This is a genomic window from Haloarcula sp. NS06 (assembly GCF_051122755.1).
GTDB lineage: Archaea > Halobacteriota > Halobacteria > Halobacteriales > Haloarculaceae > Haloarcula.
Genome location: NZ_CP184844.1, coordinates 935,454 through 954,720, shown reverse-complemented (window position 1 = coordinate 954,720; position 19,267 = coordinate 935,454). Strand labels below are relative to the sequence as shown.

The window sequence follows — 19,267 nt, the reverse complement described above, 5'->3', positions numbered from 1 at the left end:
TCACTCCGACGCGTCGAGCAGGCGGCCATGCACGTCAATTTCGCCGTTCCGAATCCGGGTGCTGCTGATTCGCGTGCCGTCTTCGGCGACGACGAACGGCGGCGTATGGATTTCCAGCGGATGAAGTCCCGTGTCCCGCCGCTGTTGATTGAGTTCGTAGGCGCGTCGCTGCGCCTTCGCCTCCGGCGAAGCGACGAGCGCATCCACGTCTGCCCGTGTCGCGGCCGGTCCCTGCGTGTCGTCCAGTCGGACAATCTCATATGTGGCGGTGTACGGCTCACCCAACTGGTCCAACTCGGAAGCGAGCGCGCTTCGACGGTCATCGTACGCACCCAACTGTTTGACGTGTGTCGGGTCGCTACGCGTCTCTGTAGCCAGTTCGGGGCTAGTCAGACCGACGACGACGTGGCCGTCGCCACTCCCGTCGTGGCTTGCGGTCTGAAACGCTTTGTGTAGGAGCGCCCGGTGGCCGTTGTGAATCGGTGTGAAGGTCCCGCCGAGAATCGCTGTCCGGTCCGCGTCTGCCATACACGAATGTCCCACCAGTGTCATATATAGCTGCTGTCCGTCGCATGATTCGTCAGCGCCAACTGCTTCCATCGACTGTAACCCGGTAACACTCGCGTCAGCAGTCACTCAAGTAGTTCCGGCACGTATTGATACCAATGACCGAAGTCACCCCAACACCGGGTATCCACCACGTCACGTGCATTGCAAGCGATCCCCAGCAGAACATGGATTTCTGGGTCGAAACGCTTGGGCTCAGGCTCGTCAAGCGCTCGATCAACCAGGACGACCCCAGTACGTACCACTTCTTCTTTGCCGACGCCGAGGGGAACCCGGGGACGAGCATGACCTTCTTCCCGTGGGAGGACCACGCACAGGGGAAGGTCGGCTCCGGACAGGTCTCACGCACCGCATTCCGCGTTCCCGAGGGGAGTCTCGACTACTGGGAGGACCGATTCGAGGAGTATGGCGTCGACTACGACGACCGCGTTGAGCGGTTCGGCGAGACCGTCCTCCCGTTCCACGACCCAGATGGGCTTCCGGTTGAACTGGTCGAAGTCGAGATCCCCGACGACGACCCGACCGAGCCGTGGACGGAGTTCGTTCCCGAAGAGGCCGCAATCCGCGGCTTCCACTCGGTAACACTCTGGCTCGCTGACCCCGAACCCACGGCGGACCTGCTCCAGACGATGGGTCTGGAGGAAGTCGGGACGGAGCAGGCACAAGGGGATACACCCGGCGACGAGCGGACCCGCTTCGCTGCGACGGGGACCATCGGGAAGTACGTCGACATCCTGCCCACTATCGAGGGCGGTCGGCAGGGTCACGGCACGGTTCACCACGTCGCCTTCCAGACGCCGACCGACGAGGACCAACAGTCAATGCGTGAGGCCGTCCGCGGCGCGGGGCTGCGTCCCACGTCACAGATCGACCGCCACTGGTTCCGGTCGGTCTACTTCCGGGAGTTCGGCGGCGTGCTGTTCGAACTCGCTACGAGCGGCCCCGGCTATGACAGCGACGAACCGCTTGATGACCTCGGCGGCCAGCTGGTGCTGCCCGGGAAGTTCGAGGGTCGGCGTGAGGAAATTGAAGCTGGGCTCACGGATGTGACGATTCCCCGGCCAGAGACAGCCGAAGCCGACGACTAACGCCACCGGTCCGACCGGTATCCGCTTTATTCTTCCTAGTAGCCTGTGAGTAAATATGAGTGGCTGGGGTGTCCTGTGTCATATGTCCACAGAGGGACAGGAGTACGTTATCGCGCCGTGGGGGGAGAGTGAGTGTGAGACGACCGATGTCACGGTCGACCTGCCGTCGCGGGAGCTTGCGGCCCAACTGGAAGTACCAACAAGCGTGTTAGACCGTATGGCACAGCTCAGCGACGAGCATGACATCCCAGTGACGCAGGCGCTCGGGGAGCGACTGGAAATCAACCGGGCGCGAGTGTCGCTCTATGCCGCAAAGTCGGTCGATGACGTGGCCGCCGTCCAGCAGCATCTCACTGACGCCCGCGAATACCTGTCGGGTGTCGAGGTGCTTGATACGGCTGACCTCGAAGCCGATATCGAACATCTCTGGACCAACGAACTCGGTAGCGCGTAACCTCACCGGTGAGGTGGATACCGGACGAGAGCAGCTATTTGTCCTCATAAAGGCTTAGAAAGCGGTTTATTCACACTCTGGACTAGTTGGTAATGAATTGGCGGGTAGGGCGCGGTACACTACATGAGGTAGAATCACGTCCCCATAGTACTGGTCAAAATGCACGTCTCAGGGTCTCCTCTCAATTCTTTACCGTTGGCTTGGAGTTTACAGTAACTTTAATTCCCTGAGTGTCTCACCTGTGCTCGTGGAATTATAATGAACGATGATAGACGACTATGGATCGTAGCTGCAGTGTCGTTGCTCCTGATATTCAGCGGGAGCGGGCTCGCATGGACAGTACAAACAGACGCCGGTTCCGTGGAGGTTCGCGACGTGACGTTCTCCGGAACCAACGGGACAATGATGAGCGGAACGCTGTATATCCCTGAGGAGGCAAGCAGCGCTTCGCCACAACCGGGGGTGTTGGCCGTCCATGGGTACATTAACTCGAAAGAGACGCAATCGCCGTTCGCTATCGAGTACGCGAGACGGGGCTTCGTCGTGCTCGCTATCGACCAGACCGGCCACGGCTATTCAGACCCGCCAGCGTTCAAGAACGGCTACGGTGGCCCCGACAGCCTCGAATATCTCCGCTCGCTAGACTACGTGGATAACGAAAACATCGGCCTCGAAGGGCACTCGATGGGCGGTTGGACCGTCGTCACGGCGGCCGCAGCCCACCCGGACGGGTACGAATCGATGGTCATCGAAGGCTCCTCGACGGGGTCGAACCGCGCCCCCAAAGGCACTGACTCATTCCCGCGGAACTTCGCCGTCGTGTTCAGCGAATACGACGAGTTCTCCCCGCTGATGTGGGGGACCGCGAGTGCTTCCGACGTTGAGCAGAGCAAAAAACTCCAGACGGTATTCGGTACAGACAGTGCTGTCGAGGAGGAACGTACCTACGGCAGCGTCGACGATGGGACCGCACGCCGGCTGTACACACCGGCAACGACCCATCCCGGCGACCACCTCTCAACCACAGCTATCGGCGCGTCCATCGAATGGCTCCAGCTCACGCTCGAAGGTGAAGACGAGATGGACCCTGGCAATCAGGTCTGGTACTGGAAATCGCTGGGGACCTTTATCGCCCTCATCGGCGGTGTGTTATCACTGTTCCCGGTCGGTGGGCTACTCGTCGAGCGGGCATCGACTGACAGGCTTCGACGGGAGTATCCTGACGGGAAGGGGATGACCGGCGCCAAGCGGTACGCGGCGTCGCTCCTCGCAGCGGCCATCCCGATTGTGACGTACTTCCCGTTGCAGGACATCGCACCGTTGATCATCGGGCTCAGTTGGCTGTTCCCACAGCAGATCAACAACGGTGTGATCGTCTGGGCGCTGGGGAACACGGTCATCACGGCGGTGTTGTTTGCGGTGTGGCATTACACGAGCAACGCGGACGACCCGTCGGTGTCGCTGGCGAACTACGGCCTCGATACGGGCGACGGTGCACGAACGCTCGGCGTCTCGGTCTTAGCCGGCGTCGCTACCGTCGGCGTGCTGTACCTGTTTGAAGCCGTTGTGGCGTTCCTGTTCCAGACGGACTTCCGTATCTGGGTATTCGCCATCAAACTCCTCTCTCCGGCTCAGTTCCGGATTAGCCTCTCGTATCTCCTGCCGTTGTTCGCATTCTTTGTCGTCCTCGGTGCGCTCCTGCACGGCCAGCTCCGTCCCGAGGGTGAGTCCCGGTCGCTTCGCCGTGCGATGGCGACGAACTGGCTCATCGTCGTCGGTGGGTTCGTCGTGCTACTGGCGATTCAGTACATTCCGTTGCTGACCGGCCAGCCCCTGCCGCTTGGCCACCCACTGTTGACCATTCTGGCGCTGCAGTTCGTCGCCCTGCTCAGCATCGTGGCCTTCGTTAGTACCTACTTCTTCAGAAAGACGGGGCGGGTCTGGGTCGGCGCGACAATCAACGCCGTTCTCGTGACGTGGGTCATCGTCGCCGGAACGGCGACGCAGTTCCCCGTCTAGACCCGGCATTCACTTTTCTATTCGCTCTTGGTGATGATCGTGTTCCGGCTGTGACGACGCACAGCCGAAACCCAGCGGTGACTCAGTCGTCGCTCATCACGCCCTCTGCGACGGCCATGTCCTCAACCGTGGGGTCATCCTCGGATCTCCGGAGGACGAACCGCTTGCGGATCAGGTCGGCTGCGTAGATAGCCGTCCCGAGGATGATGAGCGTGTCACCGGGGAGCCGTGCCCAGAACAGCGTCTGGACGAGCGGCTGGTTGTAGAACGCCACGCTCCGGGCCGCGGCGTAGCTGCCGGTGAACGCTGTCTCCAGCTGGATGAAGCCCACAGGCAGCACGGAGACGAACACCATCAGCGCCAGGCCGACGTTCCAGCACCAGAACGCCGCCCGGAGCCAGGAGCCGTCCCAGCGACCAGGTTTGATAGCGAGCTGGAGCATGTAGGTGACCATCCCCAGCGCGAGGAAGCCGAAGGCCCCGAACATCGCGGCGTGGGCGTGGCCGACCGTGAGGTAGGTGCCGTGCTCGTAGTAGTTGATCAGCGGGAGGTTGATGAAGAACCCGAGCACGCCGGCCCCGACGAAGTTCCAGATCCCACTGGCGATGATGAACATGAACGGGAGCTTGTAAGGGAACCCGCCAGTCTCGGACATCGCCCGGTACTGGCCCAGCGCCTCGTAGAGGATGAACACCAGCGGCAGCAGTTCCAGCGTCGAGAACACGCTCCCGATGGGGACCCACATATCGGGCATCCCGACCCACCAGTAGTGGTGGGAGACGCCGATGACGCCCGTACTCATGACCAGCAATGCCTGAAGCATGACTGCCTTCTCGGCACTGCGACGGCTAAGCAGGTTCATCGACACCAGCGTCAGCCCGATGATGGCGACGATGAAGAACTCGAAGGCCCCTTCGACCCACATGTGGACGACCCACCAGCGCCAGAACTCCGTGACGGCGATGTTGGTCTCGGGGGTGAAGAAGAACCCGGCGGTAAACAGCAGGGCGATGGAGCCGCCGGCGTACAGGATCATGTGCGCGAGACCGAACACCGGCTCGCGGTCCAGCAGCGGCTTCAGGCCTCGAATCGAGAGGACGGCCCACAGGCCGAAGCCGACGAACAGCCCGACCTGCCAGAGCTTCCCGACTTCGAGGTACTCCAGCCCCTCGTTGCCGACGATCCACCAGAGATCACCGAAGTAACCGTGCGAGCCGAGCCAGATACCGCCGAGGCCGCCGACGGTGACGACGACGATAGCTCCGAGTAGGATGTTGATGTACGTCGACTGGCGCTTGGGCTCGTGGCCGGTCAGCAGCGGCGGGAGGAACAGTCCTGCGCCGAGCCACGTCGCGGCAATCCAGAGAATGCCCAGGTCGATGTGCCAGGTCTTCGCTATGGCAAAGGGCAGTAGCTGGAGGATCGGGACGCCGAATATTTCCTCGATACCGAAGAAGCCGGCTCGTTCGATGTAGAAGTGAGCGAGTAACCCACCGAGCAACACCTGTGCGAGGAACAATCCGGCGGCAACCGGGATGAACCGCAAGGCCGCCCGCTGGCTGGGGAAGATGCTCACGTCGCCCGGCTCGGGAACCGAGAGGTCGCCGGCGGACGGTTCCGGGAGGCTGACGGACTGGTACAGCCAGATGCCGCCACCAGCGGCGGCGACGAGGAGGACCATCGCGATGACGCTCCAGGTCATCGCCGCGCCGGTCGCGTCGTTACCGGCGGCGGGCTCGTACGGCCAGTCGTTCGTGTAGGAGTGGTCGCCGCCCGGGCGGTCGGTGTGGGAGAACCACGCCGTCCACATGGCGAAGTCAGCGAACTGTCGGGCGTCGGTTTCGGAGTCGATCATTCCCTCGGGAATGCCCCGTTCGTGGCTTCCTTCGTGATATCGTTCGACGTATTCCTGACGGACCTGCTGGTGGGCGTACAGCTCTGCGGCGGAGTACTCGATGTTTCCGCCCTCGTACTCCCCACTGAGGTCCTGCTTCACGTCGTCATTGACGGCGGCCTGTTCGGCCGTCGACAGCGATTCGTACTCAGTCCCGTAGCGTTCCTCGGCGTAGTACGTCCGCATATGCTGGGTTTTCAACTCCAGCGAGTCAGCGGTGTAGTCTGCGCCGTAGTACGCGCCGTTCCCGAGAATCGAACCGTGGTTCATCAGCCCGTCCTTCTGGAACGCCTTCTTCCCGTCACGGATGTCCTCACCCGTGACGAACGTCTCGCCGTCGGGTCCGACAACCTGTTCGGGGATGGGTGGCGCTTCCTGATACGCGATCCACGCGCCGGCCCCCATAACGATGAGGTTGAAGACGAACGCGGCGGCGATCACCTTCGCGATCGTTTTGCGTTTGAGTTTCATGTGGTTAGAACTCCAGCACCCCAAAATAAGAAGGGGGTAAGACGTTCTCAGTCGCTGGTGACGGGAGGGAACATGTTCGCCCTGATAGGGACCAGTGGTGTCCCGTCCCCGGATTCGGCGTGATACGTGGCGAGGTATCACAAGGCAGATTACTACCTGTCCCTCCCATTCTGATATGCGCCGTCGCCACTTCGTCCAGACACTCGGGGTGTCAGCACTGGTCGGCAGCGCGGGCTGTACCGGGCAGTCGGACGACACAACGTCGGCCTTCGAAGTGTCGAGCCCCGCGTTCAGTTCCGGAGACGAGCTTCCGGCCCGGTTTACCTGCGACGGCGACGGCGTTTCGCCGCCCTTTGTCATTGAGCGCGTCCCGGAACCGACGGCAGCGCTTGCCGTCACAGCCGAGTACGACGGTGGCGTGTTCAGCCAGCCGGTGTTCTGGACGCTGTGGAACGTCCCGCCAGAGATGGAGCGGATTCCAGCCGGACTCCCTCGCGAGCCGACCCTCGATACGCTCGACGGCGCTCGACAGGGAACACAGCCCCCCAACGAGCCGGGGTATGAACCACCGTGTCCACCAGCCGGACAGCCCTACGAACACCGGTTTCAGGTGTACGCACTCGGCGAGAAACTATCTATCGAGGGCGGAACTGAGCAGGAAGAAGCGTCAGAGACCATCGCGAACGCGCTCATCGCAAGCACCCGTCTCACCGTTGACTACACCCACCCGGCTGCGACCGAAAGCTAACGAGTGGCACCCGGACACAGGTTCCAACATACGGTTTGAACGACCGCTTATTTGCTGCTGTCTACTGGTTATGCAGCTTCTACGTAGCACAGCCCGCGGTAAAACCGTCTCGTCGTTCGTGGTGCGTCGTTACTTATGGCAATGTTTCACAATACCATTAAACCTATATACTGATGTGCTATACCATATCATGTATGGCGTCCGCACCGAGTAGTGACGATATGTTCGACGAGTTCCTCTCCCAGCGTGGCCACGACGTGGACCAGAGTGGTTGGGAAGAGAGCTATAACAAGAAGCAGTGCCCTGATTGCGGCGGTCTTCACGAGTCGACAGCGGCACAGTGCTCGGTGTGTGGCTGGACACCGGTACGGTAAGGATACTCCGCTTTTCGGTCTTCCACGTTTCATCCAGTAGCGACAGTACCAACCTGCAGAACCGGCAGTTCTCTCTCTGCCGAACTGCGCCTCACGCCGTCGCTTGGTGGGACAGCAACGGTACAGATAGTCGGAACTGCATTACGGTGCGCAGAAAGGAAGTGGGGAGTCTTTGCGTGGCCAGCCGACGGTTGGGGGGTCGTGTGCCGGCGGGCCGACCGGTTCGTAGCCGACGATTGGGGGGTCGTGTGTCGGCGAGATAACCGGCTCGTGGTGGTTACAGCGCATCGAGCGACGCATGGAGGAACAGCCCGAGTGCGAGATGTTGGTACGCGGACGTTGCGATCTGCTCCTTCGCAGCTGCATCGTCCGCGATTCCGTACTGTTTCGTCTGGACGAGTTCGTGCATCTGGAGCGTGCCATCCGCTTCTAACTCGTGCAGCCGGGGATACACTGTCCCCGGACTCAGTTCGGCACCGAACTGGGTTTCCAGTTCCTCCATCAGTCCGGTTCCGTGGGTGCCACCATCGGCGACTGCGATCATCGCCAGTAGGATCTCTTCCAGACTCTGTGTGACTAGACCGTCATCGACGGCGGTCTCGCCGTCGACGACGTCGTCAATGACCGGATCTAACAGCGACTCCGTAATGGCGTCACGACTGGGTGGGTCATGCGATTCCGGGCGCTCTGTATCGCCGAGAGGGGTCACTCGCTCATCGGCATTCTGGCCCTGCATCTTGCCCGTCGTCACGCGACGGAGGTTGTCTCCGGACATCGTCTCACCTGAACGCAATCCGCACTGAGTGCTACAGGGGCTATCATGATATAAACGGGGCAGTGTTTTCTGAACGTGAAACCACCACAGTGCTCGAAAACGCTTATATAATATGACGCGAATCTTGGTGTAGTGGCTGAGGAACAGAGCATCGAGGAGATTCTCGATACGATCGGCGACCAGCACGCGCGCCGTGTACTCGCCGCAATTAGTCGAGAACCGCAGTCGGCGAAGGAACTCGCAGAGGAGTGTGACCTCTCGCTGCCGACGGTGTATCGACGTATCGAACTGCTCGACGAGTACGACCTCATTACCGACCGGACGCTCGTCGCCGAGGACGGAAACCACTACAAGGTGTACGAGTCCAACTTCGAGTCGACGGTCATCTCGCTTGAGGACGAGGAGTACAAAGTACGCATCTATCGGGAGGAGAACCTCCCGGACCGGTTCAGTCAGCTCTGGGACGAGCTGAACCCGGAATGAGTTTGCCGACTAATGAACGGGTGACCGCATGACGACTGGCGTGGCCATCGCACGTAGCGTGCTCATCCTGATGCGGATGGTGGTGTTCGGGCTGACACTCGGTATCACCCTGATTAGCTTTCAGGCCTACCGGAAGCGCCCGTCAGAACGGCTCCAGTACGCGTTTGTCGGTTTTGCGTTCATCAGTATGGGCGTCGCTATCTCCAGTGTCATCACGCAACTGAGCGCCGGCGAAACCGGTGCTATCGTTCGCGTGTTCTTCCAGATGTCAGAGACCATTCCGTTCATCATCGGGTTCGCGATGCTGTACGTGTCGCTGTACCGGTGAGAAATCCGTTTGGGTTCGCCTGTCAGTTATCGTCCCCGTAAAGCACGTTGTTTATTTGGCCGCGGTCCCACTACATGTTCAATGACTGATTCGACCACCGAGGTTGTCCGCCTGTTCGGTGGGCCCGGTAGCGGGAAGACGACGGCGCTGCTTGACCGCGTCGACGAACTGCTGGAAGACGACGACGTCGATTTCCGTGACGTACTTGTTGTCTCGTACACACGTGCGGCGGCGGCCGAGATTCGTGAACGGCTCGCAGACCGACTCGGACTGTCCCCTCGCGCTCTCCGCGGGAACGTCTGTACGATGCACGCGAAGGCATACGAACTGCTGAACCTCTCCCGCGGTGACGTTGTCGGTGAGGACGACAAGGAGGCCTTCTGTGAAGAGTTCGGTATCGACTACGAGGACGAGTACGAAGGGTCCCGGCGTCGGTCGGCTCGTTCGACCACCATCGGGAACAAGATCATCGCGACGAGCCAGTGGCTTCAGCGGACCCGACGTGACGTGGCCGACTGGTACGACGTCCCGTTCAAGTGGGACGACGAAGAGGTCCGACTGCCGCCGGAAATCGACGACAACGCACAGACCGGCAACAAGTACACGCCGACCTGGCCGACCGACGACGACCGCATCGATGTGCCAAGCGCCATTCGCGGCTGGCGCACGTACAAAGGCGAGAACGACCTGACTGGCTTCGCCGACATGCTCGAACGGGTCGCCCAGCGCTCGCTGCTCCCCAACGTCGATTACCTCATCATCGACGAGTTTCAGGACATCACGACGCTGCAGTACGACGTGTACGACGAGTGGAAACCCCACATGGAGCGGGTGCTTATCGCCGGCGACGACGATCAGGTCGTCTACGCCTGGCAGGGCGCTGACCCCGACCTCCTGCTCGAGGAAGTCGTCACCCAGGACGAGGTCCTGCCGAACTCCTACCGGCTCCCCTCGCGTATTCTGAACGTCGTCAACCGCGAGGTTCGCCACATCGAGAAACGTCAGGAGAAGGACCTCAATCCCCGCAAGGAGGGTGGCCGCGTCGAGGCGGTCCAGAACCCCTCGATGTTTGATCTCTCCCGGAACGTCACGCGGACCATCGAGCAGTCCGATGAGACGGTGATGGTGCTGTTCCGGGCCCGCTACCAGATGTTCCAGTTCATCGACGAGTTTATCGACAACGGGATTCCGTTCTCCTGTCTCACCGACCAACGGATGTGGACCGACCGGCTCACCCAGTACGTCAACGGGCTCGAAGCCGTCGAAGCCGAGGAACCGCTCACGGTGCTCGAAGCGCGCCGGCTCGCGGATATGCTCGTCGACTCTGCCTTCGGCACGGGCGAACGCGATGAACTCTTCGATGCGCTCGAAGAGATCGACGAGTCCCACGAGGACGAAGACATCGCCGATATCGAAATCGAACCCGACGTGGTTCAGGAGCACGTCCCGTTCCTCCCTGACGCGGCCTCTGCGGGCGACATGCTCCGGAAGGTGACTAACTTCCAAGAGCGGACTGTCGACGCGTACTTCACCGGCGACTACACCGGAATGGACGCCGACCGTGTTCGCGTGGGGACTATCCACTCCGCGAAAGGTCGTGAGGCCGACCACGTGTTTGTCGCGACCGACCTCACGGAGAAGGTTGTTGAGCAGATGGCCGCGACTGTCGACCAGCAGGGTATCGAAGTGCCCGGCATGGAAGAATTCACGAAACACACCAGTCCCATCCCGACGCTGACCGACAATGAACGGCGCGTGTTCTACGTCGGGATGTCCCGCGCCCGTGAACGGCTCGTCCTGCTTGAGAACCTCGTCGACGGCGCGCCGACGCTGCCAATCGACGTGTTGCTGGAGAACGAGCCAAGTGACCGCTCCATCGAGCAACTGCTTGACGACGCCAGCGAAACCCTCGCGGCCGACTGAAGCGGCCGCTTCTCTCACTCGTCGATTGTCCCTCCTTCCAGGTAGTACCTCGTCTTGTCACGCGTCGACTGGGCGACCTTGGTAAACGTGACAACACGCTGCCCGCCCACTGTCTCGTCGTGCTCGACGTGGAGTTCCAGCCCCTGCTCGCGGAAGTACGACAGCAGATCGTCGATGATCTTCGGGTCGCCACGAACGGTGTGCGTTTCGCCGACCGGGTCACCCCTGTCTACTGTCCGTATCGTTTCGACTGCGGGCTGGAGGATCGCCTCGCCTAACTCTCGTGCCCGCTCACGGACGGCCGCCGCCGATTCGCCGCGCTCGACGGCCTGAAAGGCCTCCCGCATGACGCGCGTGAAGACGAAGTCTCGCCCGTAGTCGAAGGGGAGTTCGAACGCGTGTTCGAGGTCGGCCCGGTGGATAGCGCTCGTCGTGTACTTCAGTGCCGTCTCTCCGTCGGCCGATTTCAGGACCACCCCCTCCCGCCCGCGAGCGTCCAGATCGTCGATTCGCTCGCGGGCGGCGTCGACGGCCGCTGCCGGGGTGAACGTCCCGTAGTGGTCGACGCTGTCGAGGCCGTAGGTCGCACACTGGTCGAGTCGCCGTTCCACACCCATCGGCGTCCCGCTCTCGCGGTGGTGAATCCCGAACACGTAGAACCCGACCTCATCGATCTCACTGTAGTCGTGGTCTGTGTAGGGGTTTTCCGGTCCGACGAGCTCACCACACAACATATACTCTGGGTGGTCGTCGAAAAACGCCTCAGCATCGAGCAACGCTTCGACCTTTCGCGTAGTGTACGGACAGACGAACCCGCTCCGGGTGAGTGCCAGGAGGTCGCCGTCGACCCGCGCGACCCTGACGTTGTAGCCGTTGAGCTTCTCCTCGATGGCGACGGGGCCGTCGAACGTTTCCTGGATCGCCGGTTCGAGGACGAGCGCACGCGGCATCGACGGATAGCCGCGAACAACCACGTCACCGACGAGCGCTGTTCCGCGCTCAATGCCGTGGCGCTCGTCGCCCAGGTGTCGGTATCGCTGTCCGCGAAACCACTCGGTATCGAAGTGCTCCAGCAGGTCCTCGGGGTCAGTGTCGACATCGAACAGCGACCCCCAGTCTCTCGACATGATTGGTTCTTGTTGACATGACACTAAAATACTGCTGGCGCGTGTCACTACCGTACCTGTCAGAGAACATTAGTGGCAGGCTATCGTAGCGCCAGTATGGTCGACCGCCCGCTCAAACAACGGTTCGTCCTCGACACGTCGCTGTTTCTCACCCCCGAAATCAGAGGCGACGACGAGAATCTGGAGGCGGCCTGTCTGGATCTGCTCGACCTAATTTCGGAGGCGAAACTGGTCCACAACATCTCCTGTTACATGCCACCGTCAATTCAGGCCGAGCTGACGACGATGCTCGAAGACCGGGCCATCAGCGACGAGGTGCTGACGAAACTGGACACGTGGGTCATCACGAAGTCGCCGGCCCACCACGAGGTGCGGATTCCAGCGGATCTGGTGTATGAGTTCATCGACGAGATGTCCGAGCGGGTCGACCGTGGCCTGCGCGTCTCGGAGAAGGCCGTCCGGAAGGCCGAGGAGTCACGGGCCGAAACGGTCGAGGAACACGATCACATGACGGAGGTGGACAAAGTAATCTCGGACCTGCGCGACGAGTACCGGGATACGCTCCGGCAGGGCGTGCTCGACTCCCGCGAGGACTTCGACCTCCTGATTCTTGCACAGGAACTGGACGCCGGCGTTGTCACAGAGGACCAGGGTATCATCAACTGGGCGGAGGACTTCGGACTGCGGTATCTCAAGGGCCGGAACTTTCCGCCGCTGCTCAGGGAGTATCTCGCCGCCGGCAATCCGGACCGCTGGCGCGACGAGAGTTAGTCCTCGTCACTGTCCGGTGGCTTCCCACCGGGGAGCGCGCTACGTGCCCGGCCGGCGATTGCGCCGGGGATGTCCGTTGGGGAGGGAGCGACCCACTCGATGACCAGTAAGGCGACAGCTAACCCGAGAAAGACCGCACCGATCACTGTCTGGCCACGAGCGAGGTTGTCGACGCCGAGGAGGGTGACCCGCGCGGCGAGTACGACCGCGATCATCAGCTCTATTGTCCCGATGAGTCCCCGTGCCATCGGCCATCGTAGGCGGTGACTAAACAAAAACATCGCGCCTGCGTGACGACTACGTCCGCACCAGCACCGAGGGACATACGTTCAAGTCGCTGCCGGCTGAACGTCGCTGGTATGCAAATCGGCATCGTCTCGGACACACACGACAACGCGTCGCAGGTCGAAGCCGCAGTTGAGACGTTCGCTGACGCGGGCTGTGAGACCGTCGTCCACTGCGGCGACTTCGTCGCTCCGTTCTCCGTGACACCGTTTGACGGTGACTGGTCGTTTTACGCCGTACGTGGCAACAACGACGGTGAGTGGGCGGTCCAGTCCACTGTCGAAGAGTTCGGCACGTACTTCGGCGAGATGGGCGAGGTAACAATCGACGAGCACGCCGTCGCGGTGTATCACGGGACTAGCGGAGAGATCGTTGATGCACTGGTTGAATGCGGAAACTACGATTACGTTTTCCACGGACACACGCACGAACGTGGGCACGAGGAGCGTGGGGACACAGTACGACTCAACCCCGGTGGCATCTCGATTCCACCGGCGCCCGAGCCGTTTTCGGTCGCGACGCTCTCGACGGACACTGGCGAGGTCGAATTCCACGAACTGGGGTAAGAATCAGTCGTCGGCGTGACTGTCGACGCGCTGTGGGCTGCCGTCGTGTTCGACAAGGCCGCGGCCGACACCGAGGGCTTCGTCAGTCCGGCGGATGCTCTTCTCGGCGCTTGCGGTCCGCTCGGAGAGCGCGCGAACGGCGTCAATGTTCTCCGGTACGACGTCGGCTTCCTGGTGAATCGCTTGGAACAGGTAGAGGTCCCGCCCCTCAACCGTGATGGATTCGGCCCAGATGCAGTTCTCCCACACGTCACCACGCGGGCGACCGGCGTCCCGGGTGTACTCCTTGAGCTTCCCTGCGCCGTCGATACCAAGCGTCTCCGGGATGAGGAACAGCCGCGATTCGTCGGCGAGCAGCGACGTGACCTCCTCTGTCGTCGGCTCGCTTTCCAGCGTGACATTGACGCTGTGGGTGTGCATCTGCGTCGTTGGAACCTTCATACCCATCGTATCGATGTCGAGGTCGGGAAAAATCGTCTGGACGTCAGGACCGTGGTGGGAGGGGATTTCGACGGGGTCGGGGAGTGTGTCGTTGATCGGGCCACGGCCGGTCTGGCCCGGGTCAGCACCGCGCCGGACCAGTGTCACACGTGATTTTTCAACCCCGTATGATTCCCTGAGCGGTGCGAGCAGGCGTGAAAGACCCGTTGTATTGCATGACACGACGCGGGCCGTGTCGGCCCCGACTGCCTTCTCGTAGTTGGCGCGGGCGTTGAAGCTCACGTCTGCCACATCGGCGTCCTCTCCGCCTTGGAAGATGGCCGGCGTGTCATGTTCGGCGTATAGCGACGCGTTGGCCGCGCCGACGCCACTTGGCGTGGTGTCGACGACCACATCACTCGTTGCAATGAGGTCATGGACCGTACCGGCCGTACCGAGATCGGCTTCATCGAACGGTTCGCGGCCGTCCGCGGCGTAGAGATCATAGCCGCGGTCGTCCGCGATAGTTGCCTCGAAGTTCGGCGAGCGCTTTGCGACGCCCGCAACTGTCATATCTGGCTGGACACGCACCGCGTCAGCGACGCGTTTCCCGATGGTGCCGAAGCCGTTGATGCCCACGTGGAGCATACACGTCCATCTCTTCGGGGAGAGTATATTCTTTGTGATTAATTTATGGAGAAATTAACTCAGATAGTTGTACCTCTGGATATTGTGATCTTTTAGCACGAATTACCAGAAAACACTGAGATGGAGCGTGTTTCGCCGGCATACGCCGGCAGTCTATCAAGAGTTATTCAGCCGGAGTACGCAATCAGTTGTATGGACAACTCGTCGCTTCGCGCGCCCGCAGAGACCGCCGTCAAACAGTGCCTGAACCTCCAGCCCGACGAGTCATGTGCCGTCATCACTGATGACCAGCGGAAGGCAATCGGCGAGGCGCTGTATCGCGTCGCCGCAGAGATTACCGACGACTCTGTTTTCGTGCGCTACCCGCCGGGCGAGCAACACGGTTCGGAACCGCCTGCGCCGGTCGCTGGCGCGATGGAAACCGCTGATGTCGTGCTCGCGCCGACGACCAAGAGCCTGAGCCACACCGAAGCCCGGACCGACGCCAACGAGGCCGGCGCTCGCGTTGCGACCCTGCCCGGCATCAGCGAGGGCGTGTTCCTCATGGGGTTAGACGCCGACTACCACCGTATCGAACAGCACTGCGAGGACGTGCTGGCACAGGTCGAAGACGCCGAGGAGATCCGGGTCACGTCGCCCCAAGGGACCGACATCACGTTCGGCATCGGTGCCCGCGAGTGGCATATGGACACCGGCATCGTCCACGAGGCCGGTGAGATGTCGAATCTCCCTGCCGGCGAGGTGTTCCTCGCCCCTGAGACGGCTGACGGCACATTCGTTGTCGACGGGACGATGCGCCCCCACGGCAAACTCGACGACAAGCGCCTCACTTTCGAGGTCGAAGACGGGTACGTCACGGACATCGACGATCCTGATATTCGCGCACAGGTCGAGGATGCCGCTGAAGAGGTTGGCCGGGACGCGTACAATCTCGCTGAGCTCGGTATCGGCACGAACGTCGCCGTAACCGAACTCGTCGGCTCCGTCCTTCTGGACGAAAAAGCTGGTGGCACGGTCCACATCGCTATCGGCGACGACCACGCGATGGGCGGCGATGTCCACGCGCCGATTCATCTGGACGGGATTTTGACGGAACCGACCGTGTATGCGGATGGAGAGGAAGTGGCCCTCCCGAAGCCGAACGGCGACTGAGAAGCCATGAGGACGGGGAGGAAGTGAAACCCTCTGCGTTGCGTAACCGAAGCCAAAGTGAACTTCTGAAGGGGCACAGTGGCGCGGATAGCGCATACTGGCCGCCGACGGTCCGTTATCTGTCGGCGTATTCGACCGTCACAGCGTAGCCGATAATGAGCACCGCCCAGACGAGCGACCCGACGAGGACGAGGTCGAACGGCACCGGATAGCCAAGGTTCCACGCGAGCACCAGCCCGTGTACCGCACCCATGAACGCCATCGTTGCGACGGTGATAGTGGCCGCCACCTGCGGCACGTCCGGCGGGTCGTAGCGGAACGCACCCTTCAGCACGAGGAGGGTTGCAAACATCAGCGCCGGCATGAGAACGACACCGACCGGCTTCGAAACGTAGGTATCGGGCGTGCCCGACGCGGAGAAGTGAATCGCGATTTCAGCGGGGAGGCGTGACCAGACTGTGAGACCAGCCAAGGCTGTCAGGCCGATGACGACACCGCTTGCGATGTCGGCATGGCTCTGTCGGCGCGCCATACCCGTCGTTTGGCCCGGTGGCAAAAGAAGGGCAGCGTGACTGTGCGAGTAAGAACCACGAGCAGCGCCGTGGCGACGACCATTTACGGGAGCGCAGTCAACGGCCGTATATGACAGACGCTACACCGGGCGACCGCATCGCCCTCCCGTGTCCGGCCTGTTCGCCGGATCTGGAAACGGTTCACGAGGTGCTGAAGCCGGGCGGCCACGTGACGGTTCGCTGTACGGACTGTGACCACGTCCACAAGGAACAACTCCCGGAAGAAGAGACGCTGCAGCGTAGTGTCGTCGTCTCACAGGACGGAGACTCCTTCACCGCCGAGGTCGACGTGCCGGCCGAAGAAGAACTGTCCGTTGGCGAGGAGTTCCTCCTAGAAACGGAGGAAGCTGTCGTGACCGCGCGCATCACTAGCTTGGAGACCGCGGACGGCCGCGAGGACGAGGCGGCCGCCGAGGACGTCGAGACAATCTGGTCGCGGGCCGTCGGCAACGTCTCGGTCAACGTCACGATGCACCCGAAAGACGGGACCCACGACGAGACTGAGAGCTTCAAACTCCACGTCCCCGGCGACTACGAGTTCGTCGTCGGCGAGACCGAGGAGTTCGGCGAGGAAGAGTTCACCGTCGAAGGGATTCACGTCCGCGACGACGCCCACGGCTACGACCACGAGAACATGGACCACGACGGCGACATGGGTATTGCGAAGGACATCAACCGACTGTACGTCAGGGACGAGTCAACCACGGCGTGGTCGGCTTGGTAGGATGGTCGACTGGGACCGGCAGCGGTCGCGGCTATCTGACCACCTGCGCTCGCGTGTCGACGACGAGACTGTCCTCGAAGCGATAGCATCGGTTCCACGCCATCAGTTTGTTCCGGACGACAAGCGACACGATGCCTACGCCGACCGCCCGCTCCCGATCGGGTCGGGCCAGACGATTTCTGCGCCGCATATGGTCGCAATTATGGCCGAGTTGCTCGACCTGTCCCCGGGTGACCGGGTGCTTGAGGTCGGTACGGGCTGTGGCTACCACGCCGCGGTGACCGCCGAACTGGTCGGTCCTGAGAACGTCTACAGCGTGGAGTACCACGCATCGCTGGCCGATGAGGCACGCGAGACACTGGAAGCGACCGGCTACAGCGGTGTTTCCGTTCGAGCCGGTGACGGCAAGCAGGGGTGGCCAGAACACGCGCTCTACGACCGGACGTATCTGACCTGTGCCGCACCGGATTTCCCCGCCCCGCTCGTCGAGCAGACCCGCGACGGTGGCATCCTGCTGGCTCCGGTTGGCGACGGACAACAGCGCCTCATCCGGGCGGAGAAACAAGCCGGCGGCACGCTCGAAAAAGAGGACCACGGCGGCGTCCGGTTCGTCCCGTTGCAGTAGGGTTTTCGACGGACGCGGCCGTTGTCGCGCCATTGATATAGCTTCGGCCGAATACCCTGATATGGACCCGGCGGTACTGCGAGACGACATGGTCGACAGCCTCCAACACGAGAGCAAGGGTGTTGTCCGGAGCGCGTGGCTGTCGACAGCGATGCGCGCCGTCCCCAGAGAGGCCTTCGTCGGCGAGCAACAGGCCTACTCCGACCGCCCGTTCGAACGCCTTGGCACGCGCGTTCTTTCGCCCAGTACCGCCGGCCGCGTACTCGAAACCCTGTCACCAGAAGAAGACGACAATGTGCTTGTGGTCGGTGCCGGCGTCGGCTACACGGCCGCCGTGCTGGCAGAACAGGTCGGCGCAGCGAACGTTCATGCGATAGACATCACGCGTCGCCTCGTCATCGAAGCACGCCAGAACCTGGCAGAAGCAGGCTATGACGCCGTCCTCGTGGACCGCCGTGACGGGGCTGACGGACTCCCGGAGTACGCACCGTACGACCGCATTCTTCTCGAAGCCGCCGCGATTGACCCACCCAGGGCGCTCCTCCAGCAACTGACCGATGACGGCCGACTGGTGATGCCGCTTGGCACCGGCGAGCAGTCACTGGCTGTCGTGGAGGCCGACGGCTCGGTCAAGCGACACGGCACTGTCGCGTTCCAGCCGATGCTCGTCGAGGGTGAACAGGCCGACACTGTCGAGCGCAACCGGACCCACCGTGAAGACCGCGAGCGTGCCCGCCAGGCGGCTCAGTCCCGCGCGGGATGGGAGCAGGAGTGGATTGACTGGGACGGCTAGGGCGACTCGACGACAAGCAGGTCGGTGTTCGAGCGAGCGTCTTCGTAGTTGCTCCCAGCCGGTGGTTTCACTTCGAAAGTGACGGTGCCGTCCTGTTGATTCGGTCCGAGCGACGGCGACAGTGAGAGGGTCACGTTCCCTGCGCTACCCGTCTCGCCGGTTGTAACCGACGAGAGCGTTGCTGTCCCACTTTTCGCGACCACTGTTGCACCGGACACCGGCGACCCTTTTGAGTCGACGACGGTGACAACTACGTCTTGCGTCCCCGGATTCGTCACCTCCGGGTGGGGCTCCACATCGACCTCGGTTACCTGCAGCGTCTCGATTCCGGAGATGGTACTCATCATCACGGAGAGGCAGGCGACACCGACCACCAGCGCGATAACGAGACGAATCGGTAGCCCCTCGATGGCACGTTCGTCGCGCCACAGCGAATCTGACATGGACAGGTGTGGCTCCA

The 19,267-nt window shown here is 61.9% G+C and carries 22 protein-coding genes; 14 read left to right on the top strand and 8 right to left on the bottom strand.

Annotation, left to right across the window (positions count from 1 at the left end):
• Nucleotides 1-528, bottom strand: a complete 528-nt coding sequence (locus tag ACODNH_RS08615; protein WP_434531266.1) for a phosphopantetheine adenylyltransferase — start codon at nt 526-528, stop codon at nt 1-3.
• A 137-nt stretch (nt 529-665) separates the two neighbouring features.
• Here ACODNH_RS08615 and ACODNH_RS08610 point away from each other — a divergent pair, with 137 nt between their 5' ends.
• The 3 genes from ACODNH_RS08610 (at nt 666) to ACODNH_RS08600 (ending at nt 4,128) form a co-directional block, all read left to right on the top strand.
• On the top strand, nt 666-1,655 hold the full coding sequence (locus ACODNH_RS08610; RefSeq protein ID WP_434531265.1) for a ring-cleaving dioxygenase: 990 nt from the start codon (nt 666-668) through the stop codon (nt 1,653-1,655).
• Between the two features lie 82 nt (nt 1,656-1,737).
• The gene (locus ACODNH_RS08605) at nt 1,738-2,109 is read left to right on the top strand and encodes a hypothetical protein (RefSeq protein ID WP_434531264.1); all 372 of its coding nucleotides are present in this window, start codon (nt 1,738-1,740) and stop codon (nt 2,107-2,109) included.
• A gap of 258 nt (nt 2,110-2,367) precedes the next feature.
• On the top strand, nt 2,368-4,128 hold the full coding sequence (locus tag ACODNH_RS08600) for an alpha/beta hydrolase family protein (protein ID WP_434531263.1): 1,761 nt from the start codon (nt 2,368-2,370) through the stop codon (nt 4,126-4,128).
• 82 nt (nt 4,129-4,210) lie between these two features.
• Here the strand turns inward: ACODNH_RS08600 and ACODNH_RS08595 are convergent, their stop codons facing one another.
• On the bottom strand, nt 4,211-6,493 hold the full coding sequence (locus tag ACODNH_RS08595) for a nitric-oxide reductase large subunit (protein ID WP_434531262.1): 2,283 nt from the start codon (nt 6,491-6,493) through the stop codon (nt 4,211-4,213).
• 175 nt (nt 6,494-6,668) lie between these two features.
• Between ACODNH_RS08595 and ACODNH_RS08590 the strand changes: the two genes are divergently transcribed.
• Together ACODNH_RS08590 and ACODNH_RS08585 are read left to right on the top strand one after the other, a co-directional pair.
• Entirely contained in the window at nt 6,669-7,241 is a 573-nt protein-coding gene (locus ACODNH_RS08590; RefSeq protein ID WP_306709276.1) for a YbhB/YbcL family Raf kinase inhibitor-like protein, read from the top strand.
• Between the two features lie 194 nt (nt 7,242-7,435).
• On the top strand, nt 7,436-7,615 hold the full coding sequence (locus ACODNH_RS08585) for an HVO_0416 family zinc finger protein (protein ID WP_004515335.1): 180 nt from the start codon (nt 7,436-7,438) through the stop codon (nt 7,613-7,615).
• 277 nt (nt 7,616-7,892) lie between these two features.
• Here the strand turns inward: ACODNH_RS08585 and ACODNH_RS08580 are convergent, their stop codons facing one another.
• Entirely contained in the window at nt 7,893-8,390 is a 498-nt protein-coding gene (locus tag ACODNH_RS08580) for a PadR family transcriptional regulator (protein ID WP_058994187.1), read from the bottom strand.
• A 132-nt stretch (nt 8,391-8,522) separates the two neighbouring features.
• On the opposite strand from ACODNH_RS08580, the gene ACODNH_RS08575 reads away from it, so the two are divergent.
• From ACODNH_RS08575 to ACODNH_RS08565, 3 genes are all read left to right on the top strand, one after another.
• Nucleotides 8,523-8,873, top strand: coding sequence for an ArsR/SmtB family transcription factor (locus ACODNH_RS08575; RefSeq protein ID WP_004958928.1), 351 nt, complete (start codon nt 8,523-8,525; stop codon nt 8,871-8,873).
• Nucleotides 8,874-8,901: 28 nt separating this feature from the next.
• Nucleotides 8,902-9,201: a DUF7521 family protein gene (locus ACODNH_RS08570; RefSeq protein WP_004958925.1), complete on the top strand. Its 300-nt coding sequence runs from the start codon at nt 8,902-8,904 to the stop codon at nt 9,199-9,201.
• 81 nt (nt 9,202-9,282) lie between these two features.
• A complete protein-coding gene (locus ACODNH_RS08565) occupies nt 9,283-11,124 on the top strand; it encodes a UvrD-helicase domain-containing protein (protein WP_306709268.1) in 1,842 nt (613 codons plus the stop codon).
• A gap of 14 nt (nt 11,125-11,138) precedes the next feature.
• Here the strand turns inward: ACODNH_RS08565 and ACODNH_RS08560 are convergent, their stop codons facing one another.
• Nucleotides 11,139-12,251 (bottom strand): RNA ligase, encoded by a 1,113-nt coding sequence (locus ACODNH_RS08560; RefSeq protein WP_434531261.1) that lies wholly within the window; start codon nt 12,249-12,251, stop codon nt 11,139-11,141.
• Between the two features lie 96 nt (nt 12,252-12,347).
• On the opposite strand from ACODNH_RS08560, the gene ACODNH_RS08555 reads away from it, so the two are divergent.
• Nucleotides 12,348-13,022 carry an RNA ligase partner protein gene (locus tag ACODNH_RS08555; RefSeq protein WP_434531260.1) on the top strand — a complete coding sequence of 225 codons (675 nt, stop codon included), beginning with the start codon at nt 12,348-12,350 and terminating at the stop codon, nt 13,020-13,022.
• On the opposite strand, the gene ACODNH_RS08550 is transcribed toward ACODNH_RS08555, so the two are convergent.
• Nucleotides 13,019-13,270: a DUF7533 family protein gene (locus ACODNH_RS08550; protein WP_306709261.1), complete on the bottom strand. Its 252-nt coding sequence runs from the start codon at nt 13,268-13,270 to the stop codon at nt 13,019-13,021. The two genes, ACODNH_RS08555 and ACODNH_RS08550, sit on opposite strands and share 4 nt — an antisense overlap.
• Nucleotides 13,271-13,381: 111 nt before the next feature.
• On the opposite strand from ACODNH_RS08550, the gene ACODNH_RS08545 reads away from it, so the two are divergent.
• Nucleotides 13,382-13,873 carry a metallophosphoesterase gene (locus ACODNH_RS08545; protein ID WP_306709260.1) on the top strand — a complete coding sequence of 164 codons (492 nt, stop codon included), beginning with the start codon at nt 13,382-13,384 and terminating at the stop codon, nt 13,871-13,873.
• Nucleotides 13,874-13,876: 3 nt separating this feature from the next.
• Here the strand turns inward: ACODNH_RS08545 and ACODNH_RS08540 are convergent, their stop codons facing one another.
• The gene (locus tag ACODNH_RS08540; protein ID WP_306709258.1) at nt 13,877-14,941 is read right to left on the bottom strand and encodes a type II glyceraldehyde-3-phosphate dehydrogenase; all 1,065 of its coding nucleotides are present in this window, start codon (nt 14,939-14,941) and stop codon (nt 13,877-13,879) included.
• Nucleotides 14,942-15,133: 192 nt separating this feature from the next.
• Between ACODNH_RS08540 and ACODNH_RS08535 the strand changes: the two genes are divergently transcribed.
• On the top strand, nt 15,134-16,093 hold the full coding sequence (locus ACODNH_RS08535; RefSeq protein WP_306709255.1) for an aminopeptidase: 960 nt from the start codon (nt 15,134-15,136) through the stop codon (nt 16,091-16,093).
• A gap of 115 nt (nt 16,094-16,208) precedes the next feature.
• Here ACODNH_RS08535 and ACODNH_RS08530 read toward each other — a convergent pair whose 3' ends face one another.
• A complete protein-coding gene (locus ACODNH_RS08530) occupies nt 16,209-16,625 on the bottom strand; it encodes a DUF1648 domain-containing protein (RefSeq protein WP_306709253.1) in 417 nt (138 codons plus the stop codon).
• Between the two features lie 110 nt (nt 16,626-16,735).
• Between ACODNH_RS08530 and ACODNH_RS08525 the strand changes: the two genes are divergently transcribed.
• The 3 genes from ACODNH_RS08525 to ACODNH_RS08515 all read left to right on the top strand — a co-directional run bounded on the left by ACODNH_RS08525 (nt 16,736) and on the right by ACODNH_RS08515 (nt 18,807).
• Nucleotides 16,736-17,389 (top strand): HVO_0476 family zinc finger protein, encoded by a 654-nt coding sequence (locus tag ACODNH_RS08525; protein ID WP_007189348.1) that lies wholly within the window; start codon nt 16,736-16,738, stop codon nt 17,387-17,389.
• Nucleotide 17,390: 1 nt separating this feature from the next.
• Complete coding sequence (locus ACODNH_RS08520) at nt 17,391-18,014, top strand: protein-L-isoaspartate(D-aspartate) O-methyltransferase (protein ID WP_306709250.1); 624 nt, start codon at nt 17,391-17,393, stop codon at nt 18,012-18,014.
• 61 nt (nt 18,015-18,075) lie between these two features.
• Nucleotides 18,076-18,807, top strand: a complete 732-nt coding sequence (locus tag ACODNH_RS08515) for a protein-L-isoaspartate O-methyltransferase family protein (RefSeq protein WP_005537314.1) — start codon at nt 18,076-18,078, stop codon at nt 18,805-18,807.
• On the opposite strand, the gene ACODNH_RS08510 is transcribed toward ACODNH_RS08515, so the two are convergent.
• Nucleotides 18,804-19,250 carry a DUF7382 domain-containing protein gene (locus ACODNH_RS08510; RefSeq protein ID WP_004958888.1) on the bottom strand — a complete coding sequence of 149 codons (447 nt, stop codon included), beginning with the start codon at nt 19,248-19,250 and terminating at the stop codon, nt 18,804-18,806. The genes ACODNH_RS08515 and ACODNH_RS08510 overlap by 4 nt on opposite strands.
• Nucleotides 19,251-19,267: the final 17 nt, after the last annotated feature.

Excerpts from the sequence above, each read along its gene's own strand:
- ACODNH_RS08615 (WP_434531266.1), bottom strand. The coding sequence starts at position 528 with ATGGCAGACGCGGACCGGACAGCGATTCTCGGCGGGACCTTCACACCG.
- ACODNH_RS08610 (WP_434531265.1), top strand. The coding sequence starts at position 666 with ATGACCGAAGTCACCCCAACACCGGGTATCCACCACGTCACGTGCATT.
- ACODNH_RS08605 (WP_434531264.1), top strand. The coding sequence starts at position 1,738 with ATGTCCACAGAGGGACAGGAGTACGTTATCGCGCCGTGGGGGGAGAGT.
- ACODNH_RS08600 (WP_434531263.1), top strand. The coding sequence starts at position 2,368 with ATGAACGATGATAGACGACTATGGATCGTAGCTGCAGTGTCGTTGCTC.
- ACODNH_RS08595 (WP_434531262.1), bottom strand. The coding sequence starts at position 6,493 with ATGAAACTCAAACGCAAAACGATCGCGAAGGTGATCGCCGCCGCGTTC.
- ACODNH_RS08590 (WP_306709276.1), top strand. The coding sequence starts at position 6,669 with ATGCGCCGTCGCCACTTCGTCCAGACACTCGGGGTGTCAGCACTGGTC.
- ACODNH_RS08585 (WP_004515335.1), top strand. The coding sequence starts at position 7,436 with ATGGCGTCCGCACCGAGTAGTGACGATATGTTCGACGAGTTCCTCTCC.
- ACODNH_RS08580 (WP_058994187.1), bottom strand. The coding sequence starts at position 8,390 with ATGTCCGGAGACAACCTCCGTCGCGTGACGACGGGCAAGATGCAGGGC.
- ACODNH_RS08570 (WP_004958925.1), top strand. The coding sequence starts at position 8,902 with ATGACGACTGGCGTGGCCATCGCACGTAGCGTGCTCATCCTGATGCGG.
- ACODNH_RS08565 (WP_306709268.1), top strand. The coding sequence starts at position 9,283 with ATGACTGATTCGACCACCGAGGTTGTCCGCCTGTTCGGTGGGCCCGGT.
- ACODNH_RS08560 (WP_434531261.1), bottom strand. The coding sequence starts at position 12,251 with ATGTCGAGAGACTGGGGGTCGCTGTTCGATGTCGACACTGACCCCGAG.
- ACODNH_RS08555 (WP_434531260.1), top strand. The coding sequence starts at position 12,348 with ATGGTCGACCGCCCGCTCAAACAACGGTTCGTCCTCGACACGTCGCTG.
- ACODNH_RS08550 (WP_306709261.1), bottom strand. The coding sequence starts at position 13,270 with ATGGCACGGGGACTCATCGGGACAATAGAGCTGATGATCGCGGTCGTA.
- ACODNH_RS08545 (WP_306709260.1), top strand. The coding sequence starts at position 13,382 with ATGCAAATCGGCATCGTCTCGGACACACACGACAACGCGTCGCAGGTC.
- ACODNH_RS08540 (WP_306709258.1), bottom strand. The coding sequence starts at position 14,941 with ATGCTCCACGTGGGCATCAACGGCTTCGGCACCATCGGGAAACGCGTC.
- ACODNH_RS08535 (WP_306709255.1), top strand. The coding sequence starts at position 15,134 with ATGGACAACTCGTCGCTTCGCGCGCCCGCAGAGACCGCCGTCAAACAG.
- ACODNH_RS08530 (WP_306709253.1), bottom strand. The coding sequence starts at position 16,625 with ATGGCGCGCCGACAGAGCCATGCCGACATCGCAAGCGGTGTCGTCATC.
- ACODNH_RS08525 (WP_007189348.1), top strand. The coding sequence starts at position 16,736 with ATGACAGACGCTACACCGGGCGACCGCATCGCCCTCCCGTGTCCGGCC.
- ACODNH_RS08520 (WP_306709250.1), top strand. The coding sequence starts at position 17,391 with ATGGTCGACTGGGACCGGCAGCGGTCGCGGCTATCTGACCACCTGCGC.
- ACODNH_RS08515 (WP_005537314.1), top strand. The coding sequence starts at position 18,076 with ATGGACCCGGCGGTACTGCGAGACGACATGGTCGACAGCCTCCAACAC.
- ACODNH_RS08510 (WP_004958888.1), bottom strand. The coding sequence starts at position 19,250 with ATGTCAGATTCGCTGTGGCGCGACGAACGTGCCATCGAGGGGCTACCG.